The 19335-nt window shown below is 72.5% G+C and carries 19 protein-coding genes; 15 read left to right on the top strand and 4 right to left on the bottom strand.

Going from position 1 to position 19335, the window contains the following annotated elements; genetic code table 11:
• Nucleotides 1–15: 15 nt before the first annotated feature.
• Nucleotides 16–609 (bottom strand): class I SAM-dependent methyltransferase, encoded by a 594-nt coding sequence (locus Q0858_RS15460; protein ID WP_299056209.1) that lies wholly within the window; start codon nucleotides 607–609, stop codon nucleotides 16–18.
• 52 nt (nucleotides 610–661) lie between these two features.
• Between Q0858_RS15460 and Q0858_RS15455 the strand changes: the two genes are divergently transcribed.
• Nucleotides 662–1159: a pyridoxamine 5'-phosphate oxidase family protein gene (locus tag Q0858_RS15455; protein ID WP_299056207.1), complete on the top strand. Its 498-nt coding sequence runs from the start codon at nucleotides 662–664 to the stop codon at nucleotides 1157–1159.
• 22 nt (nucleotides 1160–1181) lie between these two features.
• The gene (locus Q0858_RS15450) at nucleotides 1182–2219 is read left to right on the top strand and encodes an FAD-dependent oxidoreductase (RefSeq protein WP_299056205.1); all 1038 of its coding nucleotides are present in this window, start codon (nucleotides 1182–1184) and stop codon (nucleotides 2217–2219) included.
• A 128-nt stretch (nucleotides 2220–2347) separates the two neighbouring features.
• Here Q0858_RS15450 and Q0858_RS15445 read toward each other — a convergent pair whose 3' ends face one another.
• Nucleotides 2348–3250 carry a LysR family transcriptional regulator gene (locus Q0858_RS15445; RefSeq protein WP_299056202.1) on the bottom strand — a complete coding sequence of 301 codons (903 nt, stop codon included), beginning with the start codon at nucleotides 3248–3250 and terminating at the stop codon, nucleotides 2348–2350.
• Between the two features lie 198 nt (nucleotides 3251–3448).
• Here Q0858_RS15445 and Q0858_RS15440 point away from each other — a divergent pair, with 198 nt between their 5' ends.
• The 7 genes from Q0858_RS15440 to Q0858_RS15410 all read left to right on the top strand — a co-directional run bounded on the left by Q0858_RS15440 (nucleotide 3449) and on the right by Q0858_RS15410 (nucleotide 11539).
• Nucleotides 3449–4588, top strand: coding sequence for a PrpF domain-containing protein (locus tag Q0858_RS15440; RefSeq protein WP_299056199.1), 1140 nt, complete (start codon nucleotides 3449–3451; stop codon nucleotides 4586–4588).
• Nucleotides 4589–4655: 67 nt separating this feature from the next.
• Nucleotides 4656–5861: a tripartite tricarboxylate transporter substrate-binding protein gene (locus tag Q0858_RS15435; protein ID WP_299056196.1), complete on the top strand. Its 1206-nt coding sequence runs from the start codon at nucleotides 4656–4658 to the stop codon at nucleotides 5859–5861.
• Between the two features lie 11 nt (nucleotides 5862–5872).
• The gene (locus tag Q0858_RS15430) at nucleotides 5873–7945 is read left to right on the top strand and encodes a tripartite tricarboxylate transporter permease (RefSeq protein ID WP_299056193.1); all 2073 of its coding nucleotides are present in this window, start codon (nucleotides 5873–5875) and stop codon (nucleotides 7943–7945) included.
• Nucleotides 7942–8313 (top strand): universal stress protein, encoded by a 372-nt coding sequence (locus tag Q0858_RS15425; protein WP_299056191.1) that lies wholly within the window; start codon nucleotides 7942–7944, stop codon nucleotides 8311–8313. Before Q0858_RS15430 ends, Q0858_RS15425 begins: the two co-directional genes overlap by 4 nt.
• 51 nt (nucleotides 8314–8364) lie before the next feature.
• Nucleotides 8365–9234, top strand: a complete 870-nt coding sequence (locus tag Q0858_RS15420; protein WP_299056188.1) for a hypothetical protein — start codon at nucleotides 8365–8367, stop codon at nucleotides 9232–9234.
• A gap of 85 nt (nucleotides 9235–9319) precedes the next feature.
• On the top strand, nucleotides 9320–10618 hold the full coding sequence (locus Q0858_RS15415) for an MFS transporter (RefSeq protein ID WP_299056187.1): 1299 nt from the start codon (nucleotides 9320–9322) through the stop codon (nucleotides 10616–10618).
• Nucleotides 10619–10669: 51 nt separating this feature from the next.
• Nucleotides 10670–11539, top strand: coding sequence for a type IV toxin-antitoxin system AbiEi family antitoxin domain-containing protein (locus Q0858_RS15410; protein ID WP_299056184.1), 870 nt, complete (start codon nucleotides 10670–10672; stop codon nucleotides 11537–11539).
• A gap of 37 nt (nucleotides 11540–11576) precedes the next feature.
• Here Q0858_RS15410 and Q0858_RS15405 read toward each other — a convergent pair whose 3' ends face one another.
• Together Q0858_RS15405 and Q0858_RS15400 are read right to left on the bottom strand one after the other, a co-directional pair.
• Complete coding sequence (locus Q0858_RS15405; protein WP_299056181.1) at nucleotides 11577–12212, bottom strand: histidine phosphatase family protein; 636 nt, start codon at nucleotides 12210–12212, stop codon at nucleotides 11577–11579.
• Nucleotides 12213–12217: 5 nt separating this feature from the next.
• Nucleotides 12218–12847 carry a phosphoribosyltransferase family protein gene (locus Q0858_RS15400; protein ID WP_299056179.1) on the bottom strand — a complete coding sequence of 210 codons (630 nt, stop codon included), beginning with the start codon at nucleotides 12845–12847 and terminating at the stop codon, nucleotides 12218–12220.
• A gap of 85 nt (nucleotides 12848–12932) precedes the next feature.
• Between Q0858_RS15400 and Q0858_RS15395 the strand changes: the two genes are divergently transcribed.
• From Q0858_RS15395 to Q0858_RS15370, 6 genes are all read left to right on the top strand, one after another.
• Nucleotides 12933–14129: a glycosyltransferase family 4 protein gene (locus tag Q0858_RS15395; protein WP_299056177.1), complete on the top strand. Its 1197-nt coding sequence runs from the start codon at nucleotides 12933–12935 to the stop codon at nucleotides 14127–14129.
• A complete protein-coding gene (locus tag Q0858_RS15390; protein WP_299056175.1) occupies nucleotides 14129–15094 on the top strand; it encodes a Gfo/Idh/MocA family oxidoreductase in 966 nt (321 codons plus the stop codon). Before Q0858_RS15395 ends, Q0858_RS15390 begins: the two co-directional genes overlap by 1 nt.
• Nucleotides 15087–16193: a zinc-binding dehydrogenase gene (locus tag Q0858_RS15385; RefSeq protein WP_299056173.1), complete on the top strand. Its 1107-nt coding sequence runs from the start codon at nucleotides 15087–15089 to the stop codon at nucleotides 16191–16193. Before Q0858_RS15390 ends, Q0858_RS15385 begins: the two co-directional genes overlap by 8 nt.
• A 67-nt stretch (nucleotides 16194–16260) precedes the next feature.
• Nucleotides 16261–17031, top strand: coding sequence for an SDR family NAD(P)-dependent oxidoreductase (locus tag Q0858_RS15380; protein ID WP_299056169.1), 771 nt, complete (start codon nucleotides 16261–16263; stop codon nucleotides 17029–17031).
• Between the two features lie 221 nt (nucleotides 17032–17252).
• Entirely contained in the window at nucleotides 17253–17423 is a 171-nt protein-coding gene (locus Q0858_RS15375) for a hypothetical protein (protein ID WP_299056166.1), read from the top strand.
• Between the two features lie 56 nt (nucleotides 17424–17479).
• A complete protein-coding gene (locus tag Q0858_RS15370; protein WP_299056165.1) occupies nucleotides 17480–18433 on the top strand; it encodes a hypothetical protein in 954 nt (317 codons plus the stop codon).
• The last annotated feature ends 902 nt before the right edge of the window (nucleotides 18434–19335 follow it).

Here is a 19335-nt window from a genome sequence, read left to right as displayed (position 1 = left end):
GCCTCGACCTGGTGCTCAGCGCAGGCTGAGCACCAGGTAGCGCTCGTCGCCCGTGGGCCCGCCCCACAGCACCGGGTCGGGCAGCGGGGTGAGCTCGGCGTGCTCGCGGGCGGTCGACACGAGGGCGAGCGTCTGCTCCCCGGTGAGGCCGGCGCCGGTGCCCCAGTGGCCCTCGACCAGCACGAGCCGACCGCCCGGGGCGAGCAGCCCGGCCCACCGTCGTACGGCAGCCCCGGGGTCGGGCAGCGCCCACAGGACGTGGCGCACCAGCACGACGTCGTACGACGCCCCGGCCAGCGGCGGGTCGCCGGCGTCCCCGACCGTGACGGTCACCGGCAGCCCGGCGCACTTCGTACGCGCCGCCTCGACCATGCTCGGGGCGAGGTCGACGGCGTCGACGCTGTGGCCGTCCTCGGCGAGCAGCCGGGCGAGGCTGCCGGTGCCGCAGCCGAGGTCGGCGACCCGGCTCGGGGGAGCGGGGAGGACCCCGGTCAGCACCCGGCGCCAGGCCTCCCGGCACGCCGGGTCGCGCAGGCCGTGGTCGGGCTCGTCGTCGAAGGTCGCGGCTTGGTCGTCCCAGTACGCGGCGGTCTCGTCGGAGGTCGACATCGACCCATCGTCGCGCACCACTGGCGCGGGTGCCGCGGGGTACCGAGGACCCATGAGCGACGCGACCAGCACCCACACCGGCATGACCGAGCGCCTGACCGAGCTCGCCGACGGCGAGCGGATCTGCATGATGACCACCGTCGACCCCGCGGGGACCCTGGTCTCGCGGCCGATGGCCCACCAGAAGGTCACCGACGTGGCGGAGCTGTGGTTCTTCGCCGAGCGCGACTCCCGCAAGGTCGCCCACATCCGCGCGAACTGCCACGTCAGCCTGACGATGGCGTCCTCCGACACCTGGATCTCGATCGACGGCACCGCCGAGGTCGTGGAGGACACCGCGAAGGCCAAGGAGCTGTGGAACCCCTGGGTCGAGGCCTGGATGCCGCAGGGACCGGAGGACCCGTCCGTCGTCCTGCTCAAGGTCACCGGCAGCTCGGGCGAGTACTGGGACACCCCCGGCAGCCGCATCTCGTCCGCGCTGAGCCTGGTGAAGGCCAAGGTCACGGGCGAGCGGTACGACGGCGGAGAGAACGAGCGCGTCCAGCTGTGAGGTCTCTGGACATGATGGTGGCGTGAGCGACGTCCAGCCCGGCCCCGGCCCTGCCCCCGTCGTCGTCGTGGGCGCCGGCCTCGCCGGTGCCGCCTGCGCCCTCGAGCTCGTCTCGGCCGGCGTGCCCGTGCGCGTCCTCGACCGCGGTCGTCGTCCCGGCGGCCGTATGAGCGGGCGGGCCTTCGACGACGGCGGCGACCTCGGCGACCGCGAGACCGACCTCGGGGCGTCGTACTTCACGGCGGACGACCCCGAGTTCCGGACGATCGCCCAGGACTGGCGCGTCAGCGGCCTGGCCCGCCACTGGACCGCCACGTTCACCGTCCTGCACGGCGGCGAGCGGGCCGGTGACAAGAAGGGCCCGACGCGCTGGGGCGGCACCCGGGGCATGCGCGCGTTGGTGGACGACGTCCTCGAGCCGGTGATCGCCGGAGGCGCGCTGGAGCGCCAGCAGGTCGAGTCGGTCGCCGTCGGCGCCGACGGGGTCCTGACGGTGGACGGCGAGCCCGCGAGCGCCGTCGTCCTCGCGATGCCCGACCCGCAGGCCGCCCGCCTGCTCGGTGACGGCCTGGCCGAGGTGGCCGCGGTGCTGACCCGCGAGTGGGAGCCCACCCTGGCGCTCGCCGCCCGGTGGGAGCAGCGGACCTGGGACCGCGTCTCGCCGTCCGGCACCTTCCACGGCGCGTTCGTCAACGACGACCCCGTGCTGTCGTGGATCGCGGACGACGGCCGCCGCCGCGGCGACGACGCCCCGGTGGTCGTGGCCCACTCGACCCCCGAGCTCGCCCGTCGTCACCTCGACGACCCCGCCGGCGCCGCGCCCGTGATGGCGATGGCGCTGAGCTCCCTGCTCGACGCCGGCGAGCCCGCCGAGACCCGCATCCAGCGCTGGACCTTCGCCAAGCCCACCGGCGACCGCCCCGAGCCCTTTCACGTCTCCGCGGTCGGCTCCGGCCTCGTCGGGGTGTGCGGCGACGGCTGGGGCGAGACCTCGAAGGTCGAGACGGCGTACCTCTCCGGCGCCGCCCTCGGCCGCGAGCTCGCCGCCCGCCTCGCCTGACGCGCGTCGGTCGGCGTGCCGGGCCCACGAAACCCCGTCGGGGCTGACGAAACTTCGTCAGCCCGGACGGGGTTTCACCAGCCGACCCGCGAAACCAGAGGCAGGTGGGGCCCCTGTGACCCGCAGCGTCAGCGGTAGTCGGCCGCGACGTCGAGCAGGACGTCGTGGAGGGCAAGCTCGGCCGCGGCGCGGACGCGCCCCTCACGGCGGGCGGCGAGGACGCGGCGCGGGGGAGCGGTGTCGCCGAGGGACAGCACCCGGACGTCGGGGTGCTGGTTCACCGTCGCGGTCCGCGGGGCCAGCGCGATGCCGAGGCCGACGCTCGCCATGGCCTGCGCCTCCTGGTAGTCGTTGGCGTGGAAGGCGATGCGGGGGGTGAACCCAGCCGCGAGCGCGCTGCGCTCGAGGACCTCGACGACGGGGTGGCCGCCGGCGCGGATGATCCACGGCTCGTCCGCGAGGTCCGCCATCGTCACCCTCCGCCGCTTCGCGAGGCGGTGCGTCGCGCCGACCAGCAGCACGGTCGGGTCCGTGAAGAGCTCGGTGAGCAGCAGCTCGTCGTTCTCGATGCGCCGCCACTCGTAGTCCCACAGCAGCGACATCGCGACCCGGCCCTCCTCGAGGTGGCGCACGAGGTGGTCCTCGCGGCCGGACTCGATGGTCAGCTCGATCCCGGGGTAGAGCTCGCGGAACCGCCGCACGGCCAGCGGCAGGAACGAGCTGCCTACCGTGGGGAACGTGCCGAGGGTGACCCGGCCCCGCCGTACGCCGGCGATCTCGGCGAGGTCCGCCTCCGCGGCGGCGAGCTGGCGCACGACCTTGCGGGCGTGGCGGGCCAGCACCAGCCCGGCGTCGGTGGGGCGCATCCCCCGCGCGAACCGCTCGAGCAGCGGCTGGCCGGCCTCCCGCTCCAGGCGTAGCAGCTGCTGCGAGATCGCGGACGGCGTGTAGCCCAGCGCCTGGGCGGCCGCGGTCACCGAGCCCTCCTCGACGACGGCGAGGAGGACCTGGAGGCGTTTGACGTCGAGCACTCCGTCATTCTGCCTGAAGCGTTGCTACACGGTCATGTACTGCCGTCCAGGCCTGCTGGAAGCGTCGTCGCGTCACGAGCGGTCCGCCGCATGTAAGTGTTGCTACACGACGGCGTACGAACTCGTGATTGTGCTACACCTCACCACCGCCGCAGGGTGGGTCCGCCCGGGGACGCCGGGCGTGACCGAGGAGGCGGCATGCGGGAGATCGCGGCGACGTGGATGCGCGGGGGGACCAGCAAGTGCTGGGTCTTCCGGCGCGAGGACCTGCAGGTCGCGGACCAGTCCGTCGACGAGGTGCTGCTGCGCCTCTACGGCAGCCCCGACCACCGTCAGGTGGACGGCGTCGGCGGCGGGACGTCGACCACCAGCAAGGCCGTCATCCTGGCCCCGTCGTCCGCCGAGGGCGTCGACGTCGAGTACACGTTCGCGCAGGTCGGCATCGAGGACGCCAAGGTCGACTGGGGCAGCAACTGCGGCAACTGCTCCGCCGTGGTCGCCGCCTTCGCCATCCGTGAGGGCTGGGTCCGCGCCGGCGAGGTCGAGACCGGCGTGCGCGTGCTCAACACCAACACCGACCAGCTGATCGTCCAGCACGTCCCCACCCCGGGCCGTGTGCTCGCCGAGGACGGCTCGACCCACATCCCGGGCGTCCCCTTCGGCGGCGCGCCCGTGCGGATGGGGTTCGTCGACCCGGCCGGCCGCAGCACCGGCAGCCTCTTCCCGAGCGGCGCCCGGCGCGACGTCCTCGCGGCGGCCGGCGGCGTCACCGTCACCCTCGTGGACGCCGGCGCGCCGGTCGTCGCGGTCGACGTCGCGGGGCTCGGTCCGTCCGCCGCGGGTGTGGTCGGGGACGAGTCCCCGGAGCGGCTCGACGCCGTCCCCGGACTCCTGGCCCGCCTCGACGCCGTACGCCGGGAGGCCGGCGTCCGCATGGGCCTCGCCGAGAGCCCCGAGGAGGTCGCGCGGGCGGTCCCGAAGCTGGCGCTCGTCTCCCCGCCCTCGCGGGACGCCGACGAGCCGACCGACCTCACGGTGCGGATGCTGTCGATGGGCCGCTTCCACCCGGCCGTCCCCGTCACCGGCTCGGTCGCCCTCACGCTGGCCGCCGGCACCCCCGGCACGGTCGTCGCCGACCTCGTCGCGGCCCACGCCGCCGCGACCGGGGCCGACCCGGGGAAGGGCCTGCGCCTCGGCACCCCCGCCGGGTGCGTCGAGACCTTCGTCGAGACCCACGCCGACCTCCCCGTCGTCGGCGTCACCCGCACCTACCGACGGCTGGCCCAGGGGTCCGTCGTCCTGCCCGACCCCCCGCTGATGCCGTCGGTGTCCGCGTGAGGTCCCCCGTCTCACCCCTGCCCCTCGGGCCCGCCGCGTGGCAGGCTCACCGCACCTGGAGGACCGCATGACGCTCTACACGGACGAGGTCGACGCCACGACCCCGGACGACCCGACACCGCCGGAGGACGGGTCGGCCACCGCGACGGACGCCGGACCCCCGCGCGCCCGCACGGCCGCCGCCGTGGTCGCCGGGTTCACCGCCCTGGCCGTCGGCGTCACCGCCTTCGGCGGCGGCCTCCTGGACCCGCCCGCCTCGACCACGGACGGCGACTACGCCGGCGAGACCGTCGAGATGATGATCCCGCTCGCGGAGGGCGGTGGCACCGACACGTGGGCCCGCTTCGTCGCGGCCGAGCTCACCGGGGCCGTCCCCGGCCAGCCGGGGCTCGCGCCGGTCAACGACGACGGCGGCGAGGGCATCGTCGGCACCAACCACTTCATGACGTCGGCCCGCCCCGACGGCACCGAGTGGCTGGTCTCGACCGCCTCGACGGTCGTGCCCTACCTGCTCGAGATGGACGCCGTCCGCTACGACTTCACCGAGCTCCGCCCGATCCTCGCGAACGGGACCGGCGCCGTCGTCTACGCCCGCACCGCTGCCGGCGTGGACGGCGTGGCCGACCTCGTCGACCGCGACCGGCCCCTGGTCTTCGGCGGCATCGCCGCGACCAGCCTCGACCTCACCACCCTGCTGGCCTTCGACCTGCTCGGCGCGGACGTCGAGTCGACCTTCGGGTTCGAGGGCCGCGGCCCCGTCAACCTCGCGCTCCAGCGCGGCGAGGTCGACATCGACTACCAGACCACCTCGTCGTACGGCCCCGCCGTGCAGCCGCTCGTGGACGACGGGACCGCCGTCCCGCTGTTCAGCCTCGGGCAGGTCGACGAGGACGGCGAGATCGTCCGCGACCCGAACTTCCCGAAGGTGCCCACGGTCGTCGAGGTCTACGAGGAGCTCAACGGCGAGCTGCCGCCCGCCGACGCCCTCGAGACCTACACCGCGATCCTGGCCCTGACCTACACCTTCCAGAAGGCGCTCTGGGTGCCCGAGGACACGCCGGACGAGGCTCTCGAGCTCGTCCGCGACGAGGCCGAGCAGCTCAGCGTCGACCCCTCCTTCGAGGAGTCCGCCGCCGAGGTCCTCGGCGGCTACCCGCTCGACGCCGCTCCCGACCTCCCCGAGCGCATCGGCGCCGCCTACCAGGTGGACGCCGAGGTGCGTGAGGACGTCCTCGAGCTGCTCGAGCGCGACTACGACATCACGATCGACTGAGGCCCACCACCATGACTGACGCAGCGTTCTCCGCCCTGGCCTCGTTGGCCGACCCGTCCCTGTTGATCATGCTCGCGATCGGCGTCGTCGCCGGTCTCGTCATCGGGCTGATCCCCGGTCTCGGCGGCACGGGTGCCGTCGCGATCCTGCTCCCCGTCACCTTCGGCATGGAGCCCGAGGCCGCCCTGGCCATGCTCATCGGCGCCCTCGCCGTCGTCCACACCTCCGACACGGTCGCCGCCGTCCTGCTCGGCGCACCGGGATCGGCGTCCGCGAGCGTGACGATGCTCGACGGCTACTCGATGGCGAGGAAGGGGCAGGCGAAACGCGCCCTGTCCCTGGCGTTCCTCTCCTCGATGGCCGGCGGCCTCATCGGCGCCCTGGGCCTGACGATCGCGATCCCGCTGGCCCGACCGATGGTGCTGTCGTTCGGCAGCCCCGAGCTGTTCATGCTCACCATCCTCGGCGTCTCGCTCGCCGCCGTCCTGTCCCGCGGCAACGTGGTCAAGGGGCTCACCGCCGGTCTGCTCGGCCTGCTGCTCGGCCTCGTCGGCACCTCGCCGACCACCGCGGAGGAGCGCTTCAGCTTCGGCTCGCTGTTCCTCTCCGACGGGATGTCGCTCGTCGCGGTCGCCCTCGGCGTCTTCGGCCTCGCCGAGATCGCCAGCCGGGTCGGCCAGCGGCGCATCACCGAGAAGCCCGTCGAGCTGTCCGGCGGCTGGGGCGCCGGCATCCGCGAGTGGCTGACCCACTGGTCGCAGGTCATCCGCGGCGCGCTGATCGGCATCTGGGCCGGCGTCCTGCCCGGCGTCGGCGCCACCGCCGGCACCTGGCTCGCCTACGGCCAGGCCGTCGCCACCGCGAAGGACAAGCGGAAGTTCGGCAAGGGCGACCCCCGCGGCATCGTCGGCCCCGAGTCGGCCAACAACTCCGTCGAGGCCGGTGACCTGATCCCGACGTTCCTCTTCGGGATCCCCGGCGGCGTGCCGTCCGCGATGCTCCTCGGGATGCTGCTCACCTACGGCATCCAGCCCGGCCCCGCGATCGTCACCGAGCACCTCGACCTGATGTACCTCATCGTCTGGGCCTTCGCGATCGCCTCCGTCGCCGGCGCGTTCTTCTGCTTCCTGCTCACCGGCCAGCTGGCCCGCCTGACCAAGGTGCCGTTCGCGGTCCTCGGCCCCGGCCTGCTCGTCATCATGCTGCTCGGCGCGTTCCAGGAGGGTGGCCAGCTCGGTGACCTGTGGATCATGGTCGCCCTCGGCGTGGTCGGGTTCTTCCTGAAGGCCACGGGCATGCCCCGCGCGCCGATGCTGATCGGCTTCGTCCTGGCGATCCCGATGGAGCGCTACTACTACCTGACCGCCAACCTGTACGACGGCTTCGGCTGGATGACCCGCCCCGGCGTGATGATCTTCGCCGCGGTCCTCATCGTGCCGATCCTGTGGTCGCTGCTGAAGAAGCTCCGTCGTACCGCCGGCCAGGTCGACGACGGCCACCGCGACGAGCACGACGAGCCCGACACCTCCGCGGGCGACGAGCTCGAGGGTTCCTTCGCCGGCACCCGCTGGTCGCTGGGCGTCGCCGTGACCGCCGTGGTGGTGTTCGCGGGGGCCCTGTGGCTCAGCTCGTCCTTCTCCGACGAGGCGCAGCTGATGCCGCGCCTGGTGGCGATCGGTGGCCTGGTCATGGCCGGCCTGCTCGTCGCCCAGGAGCTCCGCAGCCGGCCCCGCCGTCCCCGCGGTGCCGACCCGGTGCCGATGGACGACGCCCTGTCGGGCTCGTCGGGGAGCTCCACCATGGTCGCCACCCGGAGCCGGACCGAGCCCGCCGTCGAGCCGGCCACCCGCCGCCGCGACCTCGTGATCGCGGCCCGCACCTTCGGCGCCATGGCCGTCTTCCTGGTCCTGGTGGGCCTGGTCGGCTACGTCGCCGCCACCCTGGTCTTCGTCCCGGTGTTCCTCATGTACGCCGCCTGGACGAGGCCCCGGACCGCGATCGTCTACACGCTGGTGCTCGCCGCGATGCTGCTCGCGCTGCCGTCGCTGCTGCCGGTCGACCTTCCGATGGGAGTCCTCCAGTGACCGTCGTCGTCGCCTACGCCGACACCGATCCCGGCCACGCCGCCGTGCGCGCCGCCGCCGAGACGCCAGGGCCCGAGGGCGAGACCGTCGTCCTCGTGCCGGCTGTGCGCGGCGAGGCGGTCCCCACCGCGGAGGAGGTCGCGGCCCGCTGGCCCGGCCTCGCCGGCCGGGTGCAGGTCGAGCACGGGGACGTCGGGGACCCCAGCGACCAGGTCGTGCAGGTGGCGCAGCGCCTCGGGGCGCGGCTCGTCGTGGTGGGCCTCCGGGCCCGCTCGCCGGTCGGCAAGCTGGTCTTCGGCAGCACGGCGCAGCGGATCCTGCTCGACGCCACCTGCCCGGTGCTGGCGGTGAAGCCGGCCGCCGCCTGAGCCTGTGGAGGACGGGATGCGGCCCGCCGCCCGCCACCCCAGGCTGGGCGCATGGACGTGGCGGAGGTGGTGGCGAGGCTCGGCGGGAGCGCCCGCACGGACCAGCTGCTCCGGTTCGTCACCCCGAGGGACCTGACCGAGGCCGTCGCCACGCGCGAGGTCGAGCGTCTGTCCAAGGGCCGCTACGGGCTCCCGGCGCTCGGCGCCACGCACCGGGAGGCCGCTCGCCTCGACGCCACGATCACCTGCCTGTCCGCCGCCGTCGAACAGGGATGGGAGGTCCTGCGCCAGCCCGACCGACCGTGGCTGGCGGTCCCGCGCAACCGCAAGGTCGATCCTCGACGTCGGCGGGGCGTGCACCTGACCTGGAGCGGTCACGGAGGGACGGTGACGTCCCCGGTCACCACCGTCCTGGAGTGCGCCCGTCGGCTGCCGTTCGTCGAGGCTCTCGGCGTCGCCGACTCGGCGCTCCGGCACGGTGTGGTCGACCTCGACGAGCTGCAGGTGGCCGCGGCCGGACTGCGCGGTCCGGGTTCCCCCGCGGCCGTCCGGGTCGCCACTCATGCCCACCCGCTCGCCCACAACCCGCTCGAGTCCGCGCTGCGGGCGCTCTCCCTCGAGGTGCCCGGTCTCCGCCTCGTGCCCCAGGTCCCCGTCAGGGTCGACGGGGTCGAGATCCATCCCGACCTCGTCGACGAGCGTCTGCGGCTGGTCGTCGAGGCCGAGGGGTGGCTCTACCACGGTGCGCCCGACCAGTTCGCCCGCGACCTCCGGCGCTACACCGCCCTGACGGTCGACCGCTGGACGGTGGCCCGGTTCGGCCACCGGGCAGCCACGAACGAGCAGGACTGGGTCGTCGACTGCCTCAGGTCGTTGGAACGGACGTGCAGAAGTCGTCTCGACTGCCGGAAGTGCGCCTGATCGGCCACCTCTGCACGTCGGTCCTCGCAAACGCGCGGCGGACGGGGATTCCCGCGGGCGCGACGTGGTGGGACAGTGGGCGATCGTGACGACGGAGAAGGTCGCCGAGCCCGGTCCGAGGACCTCCCCGGGCCGGCGCGTGCACCCCGCCTCGTGGGTCGCCGCCGTCGCCTTCCTCGCGCTGTTCGCCGCCGCCGGGTTCCGGGCGGCGCCGGGCGCGCTGATGGTGCCGCTGAACGACGAGTTCGGCTGGTCGACCACGTCGATGTCGCTCGCGGTCAGCGTGAACCTGCTGCTGTTCGGGCTCGTCGCGCCGTTCGCCGCCGCGCTGATGGACCGCTTCGGCATGCGGCAGGTCATGTGCTCCGCGCTCGTGCTCATAGCGCTCGGCGCCGGCGGCAGCGTCGTGATGACCGCGTCGTGGCAGCTGCTGTTCTTCTGGGGCCTGCTCATCGGCGGCGGCACCGGCTCGATGGCGCTCGTGCTCGCCGCGACCATCGCGAACCGCTGGTTCGTGGCGCGGCGGGGCCTGGTCATGGGCATCCTCACGGCGGGCTCCGCGACCGGCCAGCTCGCGCTCCTGCCGCCGGTCGCCGCCCTCGCGGAGAGCGTCGGCTGGCGTGCCGCCTCGCTCGTCATCGCCGGCGCCGCGCTCGCCGCTGTCCCGCTGGTGTGGGCCGTCGTCCGCGACTATCCCGAGGACCGCGCCGCCGCGCCGTACGGCGCCGACCCCGCCTCCTGGACGCCGCCGACCCGGGTCGCCGGGGGTGCCGTACGGCGGGCGCTGGAGGGTCTCGCGTACGCCGCCCGCCAGCGCGCGTTTTGGGCCCTCGCGATCGCCTTCGCCATCTGCGGGGCGACGACGAACGGGCTGATCGGCATCCACTTCATCCCCTCGGCGCACGACCACGGGATGTCGACCACGACCGCCGCGGGCCTGCTCGCGATGGTGGGCGTCTTCGACATCGCCGGGACGGTCGCGTCCGGGTGGCTCACGGACCGCTTCGACCCGCGCTACCTGCTCGTCGGCTACTACGCCTTCCGCGGGGTCAGCCTGATGCTGCTGCCGTGGCTGCTGGCGGACACCGTGCACCCGAGCATGGTGCTGTTCATCGTCATCTACGGCCTGGACTGGGTGGCGACCGTGCCCCCCACGGCCGTGCTGTGCCGGGAGATCTTCGGCGACCGCGGCACGATCGTCTTCGGCTGGGTCTTCGCCTCCCACCAGATCGGGGCGGCCCTGGCGGCCCTGGGTGCCGGGGTGGTCCGGGACCAGCTCGGCTCCTACACCTACGCGTGGTGGGCCGGCGCCGTCCTGTGCGTCCTCGCCGCCACGCTGTCGTTCGTGGTGCGGACCGGACGGCGCGACCGGGTCGCCGCCTGACCCTGTGGACAGCCGGGTGCACGCTCGCCGTTGCGGCCCCACCCTGGTCGCATGGACGTGGCGGAGGTCGTGGCGCGGCTGGGCGGGACCGCCCGGACCGACCAGCTGCTCCGGTTCGTCACCCAGCGGGCCCTGACCGAGGCGGTCGATCGCGGTGAGGTTGAGCGGCTGGCGCGAGGCCGCTACGGCCTCCCGGCGGTCGCCGCCACCCACCGCGCGGCCGCGAGCCTGACCGCCACGATCAGCTGCTTGTCCGCCGCGGTGGACCACGGGTGGGAGGTGCTCCACCGGCCGGACCGTCCCTGGCTCTCGGTGCCCCCGAACCGCAACGTGCCGATGCACCGTCGCCGGGGCGTCCACCTGCTGCGCACCGGTTACGGCGGGACGGTGACCTCACCCGTCGAGACCGTGCTCGAGTGCGCCCGGCGGCTCCCTCTCGTCGAGGCGCTGGCGGTCGCGGACTCCGCGCTGCGTCACGGCGTCGTCGACCTCGACGAGCTCCAGGTCGCGGCGGCCCGGCTGGGCGGGCCCGGGGCGCCGGCGGCCCGACGGGTGGCGGCCCACGCGCACCCCCTCGCCCGCAACCCGCTCGAGTCCGCGCTGCGGGCCCTCTCGTTGGACGTGCCAGGGCTGCGTCTCGTGCCCCAGGTGCCGGTGGTGGTCGAGGGGATCACCATCCACCCGGACCTCGTCGACGAACGGCTGCGGCTGGTCGTCGAGGGCGAGGGCTGGCTTTACCACGGCGCACCGGATCAGTTCGCCCACGACCTGTGGCGCTACACCGCCCTCACCGTCGACACCTGGACCGTGGCGCGCTTCGGCCACCGCGCCGCCACTGAGCAGCAGGACTGGGTCACCGACTGCCTGGCCTCGTTGGCAAGAACGAGTGCGAATCGCCTGAACTGCCGGATCTGCGCCTGATCTGCCGATCGCTCTCGTTCTTCCGTACAGCCGGGCCTCACCCGTCGAGGTGCCGCGCGTCCCCGAAGGCCACCAGCGCCCAGAGCGGCCCGCCGCCGGCATCGCGGCGGTGGCGCCAGTGGGTGAGGCTCGTGTTGGGCGGGTCGATCCCGACGCGGCGCGCCGCGCCGTCGTGGCCGTAGGCCAGGGCGAACGACGCCTCCACGACTCCCTGGTGGCAGACGGCCACGACCGTCTGGCTCGGGTGCCTCGCGACGAGGTCCTCCAGGGCGGCGCCGGCCCGCGCGAGGAACGCCGCCCAGCTCTCCCCGTCGGGGGAGAAGGGCCGGAACGGGTCGCGGGGCGGGACCTCGACCTCGCTGCGCGACCGCCATTCCTCGATGCCCAGGTCGTCGGCGGCGTCACCCGGCCGCAGCTCGTGCAGGTCGTCGGTCTCGACCGCGGTGAGCCCGAGGCCGCGGGCGACGTACGCGCCGGTCTCGAGGGCCCGCGGGAGGGTGCTGACGTAGAGGGCGTCGACGTGAGGGCTCTCGGTGCGGAGGCGCTGCTCCAGCAGCGCCGCCTGCCGTCGCCCGAGGTCGGTCAGGCCCCGGTCGCCGTGGAGGCCGGCGATGACGGGCTCCACGTTGGACACGGCCTGCCCGTGCCGGATCAGGAGGAGGTCGGTGACCACCGTGCTCAGGTCCCCTTCCGGCGGACCAGCACCAGGCCGGCGACCTCGACGGCCCCGGCGGCCAGGAGGGTGCGGGCCATCTCGCGCAGCGTGAAGCCCTCCGAGTAGGCGTCGTCGACGACGAGGATCCGGCGGCCCGCCACCCGCGCGGGGTCGGGCACGTGGAGGGCGTCGCGCAGGTCGTGCTCGGCGATGGCGCGTCGCTCCTCGACCCCGAGGTCCAGGAAGCGGCCGGTCGGGCCGGCCTTCGCGATGAGGCCCGGCTCGAACGGCAGGTCCGGGGCCACGCGCAGGGCGGCGTCCAGGATCACCTGCAGGTAGTCCCACAGCCGCTGCGCCCGCGGACCGATGTAGAGGGCCGTGGTGGTGAAGGCGTCGAAGCGGCTCAGCTCGTCGCGGTGCTCGATGAGGTACGCCGCGAGCATGCCGCCGAGGTGGTCGGCGAGGTCGCGCTCCTCGTCGTACTTGAAGCGGCGGATGAGGTCCCAGGTGCCCTCGGGGTCGTCGGAGACGGTGTAGAGCCGGGAGAAGCCGCGGTCGGGCATCCGGCACACGGTGTTCGGGCAGACGCCGTCGACCAGGGGCTCGGAGCAGGCCGCGCACCGGTGGTCGGGGGGCTGCCCGGGGGTCGTCATCCCCTCGACGCTAGCGGGCGCCGGCGGCCCTCGGGCCGGCGCCGGGGCGGCCGGATGACACCCCTGTCGCCGGGTACCGAAGTGCTTGACGACACTCCTCTCGACCCCGCCTCCGGACCCCGCCCTCGACCTCCTCCTGGACGAGGCGCTGCTGCTCGACAGCCCTCCGTCGGTGCACCTGCACACCCCCTCAGCGGACCCGTCCGGGATGGGCGTCCACATGCGGTGCCTGGCCGAGGGCTACGTCCGCCGGGGCCGCGAGGTCACGCTCATGTACTGGGCGAACGACCAGGCCGAGGAGCTCTTCGCGCCGGCCGAGACCCACGGCGTACGGCTCGCGCGGCTGCCGCACCCGCGCAGCACCGAGTACGGCGCCCGCATCGCCCAGGACCTGCGCCGGCACCCCAGCGACGTGTTCCACGTGCACGCCGGGACCGGCCGCGAGAACTTCGACGGCGCCCGGGTCGCCGCGGGCGTCGGGGTCCCGGCGGTCGTGCAGACGCTGCACCTGCCGTGGCTGCTGCGCAACCGCCGCAAGCGGGTCGGCCTGCACGCGGCGCTGGCGCCCGTCGACCGGGTGGTCACGGTCTCGGAGCGGCAGCGCGCGACGTACGAGCGGATCGGCGTCGCCTCGCGGCGGATGGTGACTGTGCCCAACGGCGTCGCCCCCCGCGCCGCCTCGCCCGGCCGCGACGCCGCGCGCCGCGCGCTGGGTCTGACCCCCCGGCAGCCGGTCGTGATGACCGTCGGCCGGCTGACGGTGATGAAGGGCCAGCGGCACCTCCTCGACGCCGTGCCGCTCCTGCGCCGCCGCTTCCCCGACCTGGCCGTCGTCCTCGTCGGGGACGGCCACCTCCGCCGGGCCCTCACCGAGCAGGCCGACCGGCTCGGGGTGGGGCGCGTCGTCCGGCTCGTCGGCCACCGCACCGACGCGCGCAGCCTGCTCGACGCCGCGGACGTCTTCGTACTGCCGTCGCTGCAGGAGGGCATGCCGCTCGCCGCGCTGGAGGCGATGGACGCCGGCCTGCCGGTCGTCGGCACCGACGTCGTCGGGACCTCCGAGGTGGTCGAGCACGACGTCACCGGCCTGCTCGTCCCGCCGGCCGACCCGGAGGCCCTGGCCGCGTCGCTGGCGCAGGTGCTGTCCGAGCCGGTCCGCCGCCGGCGGATGGGGGCCGCGGGGCGCCGCCGCTACGAGGAGGGCTTCACCGACGCGCGGATGATCGCCCGCACGGCCGCCGTGTACGACGACGTCCTCGCCCGGACCGGGGTGAGGACCTGATGCGCCGGCTGCGGGTGGGGTGCGTCGGCACGGGGTTCATCGCCGGCAAGCACCTGACCGCCCTCGCCGGCTTCGAGGACGTCGAGATCGTCGCCGTCGCCGACACCGACGAGACCCGCGCCACGGCGGCCGCCGCGACGTACGACGCCCGCGCCCACACCGACGGCGTCCGGCTCATCGAGACCGAGGACCTCGACGCGCTCTGGCTGTGCGTACCGCCGTTCGCGCACGGACCGCTCGAGGAGGCCGCCGTACGACGGGGCCTGCCGTTCCTCGTCGAGAAGCCGCTCGCCCACGACCTCGCGACCGCCGAGCGGATCGCCGGCCTCATCGAGGACGCCGGCCTGCTGACGGCCGTCGGCTACCACTGGCGCCACCTCGACCTGGTCGAGCAGGTCCGCGAGCTCGTCGTGGAGCGGCCACCACTGGTGCTCACCGGGCACTGGCTCGACGCCGCCCCGCCCGTCGCCTGGTGGTCGCGCCGCAGCTCCTCGGGCGGGCAGCTCGTCGAGCAGGCGACCCACCTCTTCGACCTGGCCCGCCTGCTGGTCGGGGAGGTCGAGGGGTTCGCCACCACGCGGGTCGGGGTGGACGCACCGGACGACGTCCCGGTCGCCTCGGTCACCGCGCTGCGCTTCGCCTCGGGCGCGGTGGGCAGCGTGACCGCGTCCCGGGTGCTGCCCGCGCGCCACCACGTGGGGGTCCAGCTGGTCGGGGAGGGGTACGCCGTCGAGCTCAGGGAGCGCGCCATCGTCGACCACGAGCTGACCGTCACCACCGCGGCCGGGACGGTGACGAAGCGCAGCCCCCAGGACCCCATCGCCGCCGAGGACCGGGCGTTCCTGGACGCCGTCGCCGGGCGCGGCGAGGCCGTGCGGTCGTCGTACGCCGAGGCGTTGCGCAGCCACGCGCTCGCCTGGTCCGCCGAGCAGCCGCCCGCGGGCGGGGACGAGACCGATGACTGAGGCACCCGTGACGACCTGCCGCTCGCTCGGTGTCGCCGAGGCGATGCGACCGGCGTTCTTCGACCTGGACCTGCCCGCGCTCGAGGACGGCGGCGTCCACGTGCGGACCCGCTTCAGCGGGGTCTCGGCCGGCACCGAGCTGGCCTACGTGAAGGGCACCGACCCCGGCTTCACGTCGTACCGCGACCCCGACCTGGGCGTCTTCGTGCCCGGGCGCTCCTCGCGGAGCTTCCCGGTGCAGGCGATGGGCTACATGGAGGTCGGCGAGGTGGTCGCGAGCCGCCGCCCCGACCTCGCGGTGGGCGACCTGGTCGCCGGCGCCTACGGGCACCGCTCCGAGCACGTGCTCGCTGCCGGCGCGGTCGTCGTCCCGGTGCCGGACGACGTCGACCCGGTCCTGGGCATCTACCTCGCCCAGATGGGCCCCATCTGCGCGAACGGCCTGCTGCACGCCGCCGCCGAGCTCGCCCCGGGCTCCGACCGCCGCATCGGGGACGGCGTCTCGGGGCGCCGCGTGGTCGTCACGGGCGCGGGCGTCGTGGGGCTGCTGGTCGCCCTGCTCGCGCAGCTCCACGGGGCCGACGAGGTCGTGGTCGCGGACCCCGACCCGTCCCGGCTCGCGGTGGCCGAGGCCCTGGGGTTGACCACCGTCGACACCTCCCAGACCGAGCTGTGGCGCTGGACGAAGGACCGCTGGCAGGACGGCCCGGGCGACCGGGGCGCCGACGTGGTGCTCCAGTGCCGCGGCCGCAGCGACGTCCTGCACGCGGCGCTGCAGTGCCTGCGGCCGCAGGGCAGCGTCATCGACCTGGCGTTCTACCAGGGCGGGGCGCCCGACCTGCGCCTCGGCGAGGAGTTCCACCACAACGGGCTCACGGTCCGGTGCGCCCAGATCGGGCGGGTGCCGCGCGGCCTCGCCGACACCTGGGACCGCGACCGCCTCGCCGCCGAGACCACTTACCTGCTCCGCGAGCGCGGCGCCGACCTGCTCACCCACCTCGTCACCGACGTCGTCCCTGTCGACGACGGCCCCGAGGCCCTCCTCGGCCTGGCCCGGCGGGAGCGCTCGACGACCCAGATGGTCCTCGCCTTCGACTGACCCTCGGAGCTCGAGGTGCCCCGAGCCTTGGCCGGAACAGCCCCGCCCCACGCGCCGTTGCCACCTCATGACCCACAACACGTACGACGTCGCCGGCCGCACCGTCCTCGTGACCGGGGGTGGCTCCGGCATCGGCCGCGCCATCGCCCGGGCCTTCGCCGACAACGGTGCGAACGTCGCGGTCTCCGGCCGTCGCCGCGACCCGCTGGCCGAGACCCTCGCCGACGTGCCCGACGACCGGGCGCTGGTGGTCGAGGCCGACGTCTCCGACGACGACTCCGCCGCCGCGATGGTCCGCAGCGTCGTGGACCGCTTCGGCTCGCTGGACGTCGTGGTCAACAACGCGGCCGACTACGTCAACGGGCCCTTCGCCGACCTCGACCTCGACCGGTGGCAGCAGATCCGCTCGGTCAACGTCGACGGGTTCGTCCACGTCGCCCGCCACGCCCTGCCGGAGCTCGAGAAGTCCGGCGGCAACCTCGTCGTGGTCGGCTCGGTCTCGGGGATGGCCGGTGACTGGGGCCAGGCGGCGTACAACGCCACGAAGGCCGCGATCATGAACTTTGTGCAGTCCCTCGCGCTGGACTACGGCGGGCGCGGCGTCCGCATCAACGCCGTCGCCCCGGCCCTCACCATCACTGCGCTGACGCAGGCCGTCGAGGACGACCCCGACGCCCTGGCCGCCGCCAACAACCGCGTCGCGCTGGGCCGCCCCGGCCGCCCCGAGGACATCGCCCCCGCCGTGCTCTGGCTCGCCAGCGACGACGCGGCGTACGTCACCGGCGCGTGGCTGCCCGTCGACGGCGGCACCACCGCGAGCACCGGCCAGGCGCACTGACGGTCAGCGGGCGCCGCAACGGAGGGCTCGCAACGAGCAAACTTATTGTCCTCGGACCCTCGACACAACTAGGGTGGTCTAATGGACTGCGTTCATTGCCGGGCAGACTTCTACATGATATTGGCAGAAGGTATGCCGGCGGGTGACCTCAATCGCGTCGAAACCATCACGAAGGTCGCAGTGGAAACTACGGACGCGGACCGTCTTGCGGGATTGATGGGGTGGGGATAATCGACTTTTACTTGAAATTTGACCAAGATGGCGCGGCTGGCGATGTCGATCCTGTGGGAGATGTGACGAAGAGGCAAACCTTGACTCATGCGGTCGAGACTGTAGACAGCGACCGCGAGATTGGTGATTTGGCTGTACCTGGCTTTTCTTTTGGCTTCTAGTTCTACTGGCCGATCGTCCCTGCGATTCTCCGAAAGAATAGGGTTCTTGTGGTCCGATGGCTTTGATCATAGGGGATCGCGCCGACCCTCACGTGCAGGCCGTTGTCAACTTTCTGAATTCAACTGCGACCATCGTCGACGGCCGGAGTTTACTCAATGAGCGATACAGCCTAACTGACACAGGATTTGTCTTCGGATCTAAAGAGTTCGCGGTTTCGTCACTTGAAAATGGTTGGGTTCGTCGATTGGCTCCGGCGGGCTGGGGCAGGGGCGATCGTGTGGGATCGCATTCTTCTGCGGTGCGAGCGTCGGCACTTGCGTTGCTGGCGGGAGTAATGCGCTTGCCAGGAATTGCGTGGTTGACGCACATCGATGCTCTCATGGTGGCCGAGAGCAAGCTCGTGCAATCGCGCGTTGCTCGCGCCATCGGCGTAGGCTACCCAAAGACGGTGGTGACCAACGACCTTTCGCAGGCCCGTCGTCTCCTAGGAGCGAAAGTCGTCGTCAAGCCTTTGGGCCCGGGTCAGTTTACCAGGTCGGATGGTTCCGAGGCGTCAGTACTTGCCAATATGATCAATCTCGACGATCCGATATACGCGGGTGCAGCATCTACGCCTTTCATCATCCAGGAACCGATTGATGTTGATGTCCATTATCGAGTAGTCACCGTGAGTGACAGGTCTTGGGTGTGTGAACTTCCGGCGCGGGGACGGCCGTTTGACTGGCGGAGCGAGGACGAATCGCACAACTCGTTTGAAGTGACAACGAACGCTCCTCCTAACCTTTGGGGGCAAGCGCTAGATCTGGCGGCTGCCCTCTCACTTGGATTCACGAGCCAAGACTGGGTCAAAGCGTCGGGAACGGGAGATCTTTACGTTCTCGACGTGAACCCCGGAGGACAGTGGCTTTTTCTGCCAGAACCGGTAGCTTCGCAAGTCGCTGAGTCGATTGCCCGTTGGCTTGAAGGTCGTCGACTCCTGGACGGGTTTGGCAGGAGTGGGTCTCGTTGAACGAGGTGTGTCTGTTTCTTCGCCAGTTGCCAGGTTTGTGGGCAGGCAAGTCCGTCCCTAACCCACTACTGGAGGACAGTGGCACCGGATCTCTAGCCGGTCGCTCTGACGAAGATCTGACACTTCTTGTGGAGACGGCAAGGCAACAGTTGACTGCGGCAGAAGAACAGTTAGAGCACTTGCGAAGAAGAAGTCAGTTCCTCTTCACCAGTCTGCTGGCATTGGCAGGAGTGTCGGCTGTCGTCTTCCGACAGGTGCTGAACTCTACATCAGCGATGGGTTTCATCCTCTGGTCGATATCATCGGCCTTACTTCTGCTAGCCATTCTCGGGTCGGCCGCGATCATGGTGAATCGGAAGACCATGGGCGAATTAAGTTCACGCTGGCTATCTAGGCAAAAGGGGCATTGGCTGTACGCCCTCGCCACAGATGCTCTAGTTTCAGTCAATACTTCCCAATCGACTGTTGCCAATCAGGTAACGTTCCTCCGCGACAGTGCTCTGGCAACGATCTTAGGGATGCTGTCCCTTAGTGCATCCTGGATATGCGCCACTGTTGGATAGAAGAAGGATCGCGATGGCTGGGGAGTGGTTTCGGCCTTCGCGGCCTCAAGCCCTCCTAGATTGCGACCGTGACGCTGCTTAGCCCACCCATCGTGAGGTGAACCAGGAGCCGGCGCGGTGGCGGGGTCGTAGCTTCAGCGGGGGAGCGTGCCGATTTCGGCGCCGTACACGTGGATGCCGACCACCGGCTGCCGCTCGCCGCAGCGCATCTGGTTCACGTCGTCGTCCGTCGTGCAGCAGGCGGTGACCTCCCCGGCCGGCCACCCCGTCGTGCCCTCCTCGAGGAGCGGGACGTCGGGAACGGTCGGATCTCGTACCGCGTCTCCACCTCGACGCCGC

This window comes from uncultured Nocardioides sp., assembly GCF_947489365.1.
Classification (GTDB): Bacteria; Actinomycetota; Actinomycetes; order Propionibacteriales; family Nocardioidaceae; genus Nocardioides.
The sequence above is the reverse complement of the archived record's forward strand: the minus strand, read 5'-3'. Positions and strand labels throughout refer to the sequence as shown.

Excerpts from the sequence above, each read along its gene's own strand:
- Q0858_RS15460 (WP_299056209.1), bottom strand. The coding sequence starts at position 609 with ATGTCGACCTCCGACGAGACCGCCGCGTACTGGGACGACCAAGCCGCG.
- Q0858_RS15455 (WP_299056207.1), top strand. The coding sequence starts at position 662 with ATGAGCGACGCGACCAGCACCCACACCGGCATGACCGAGCGCCTGACC.
- Q0858_RS15420 (WP_299056188.1), top strand. The coding sequence starts at position 8,365 with ATGGACGTGGCGGAGGTGGTGGCGAGGCTCGGCGGGAGCGCCCGCACG.
- Q0858_RS15440 (WP_299056199.1), top strand. The coding sequence starts at position 3,449 with ATGCGGGAGATCGCGGCGACGTGGATGCGCGGGGGGACCAGCAAGTGC.
- Q0858_RS15400 (WP_299056179.1), bottom strand. The coding sequence starts at position 12,847 with ATGACGACCCCCGGGCAGCCCCCCGACCACCGGTGCGCGGCCTGCTCC.
- Q0858_RS15390 (WP_299056175.1), top strand. The coding sequence starts at position 14,129 with ATGCGCCGGCTGCGGGTGGGGTGCGTCGGCACGGGGTTCATCGCCGGC.
- Q0858_RS15385 (WP_299056173.1), top strand. The coding sequence starts at position 15,087 with ATGACTGAGGCACCCGTGACGACCTGCCGCTCGCTCGGTGTCGCCGAG.
- Q0858_RS15380 (WP_299056169.1), top strand. The coding sequence starts at position 16,261 with ATGACCCACAACACGTACGACGTCGCCGGCCGCACCGTCCTCGTGACC.
- Q0858_RS15435 (WP_299056196.1), top strand. The coding sequence starts at position 4,656 with ATGACGCTCTACACGGACGAGGTCGACGCCACGACCCCGGACGACCCG.
- Q0858_RS15410 (WP_299056184.1), top strand. The coding sequence starts at position 10,670 with ATGGACGTGGCGGAGGTCGTGGCGCGGCTGGGCGGGACCGCCCGGACC.
- Q0858_RS15370 (WP_299056165.1), top strand. The coding sequence starts at position 17,480 with ATGGCTTTGATCATAGGGGATCGCGCCGACCCTCACGTGCAGGCCGTT.
- Q0858_RS15430 (WP_299056193.1), top strand. The coding sequence starts at position 5,873 with ATGACTGACGCAGCGTTCTCCGCCCTGGCCTCGTTGGCCGACCCGTCC.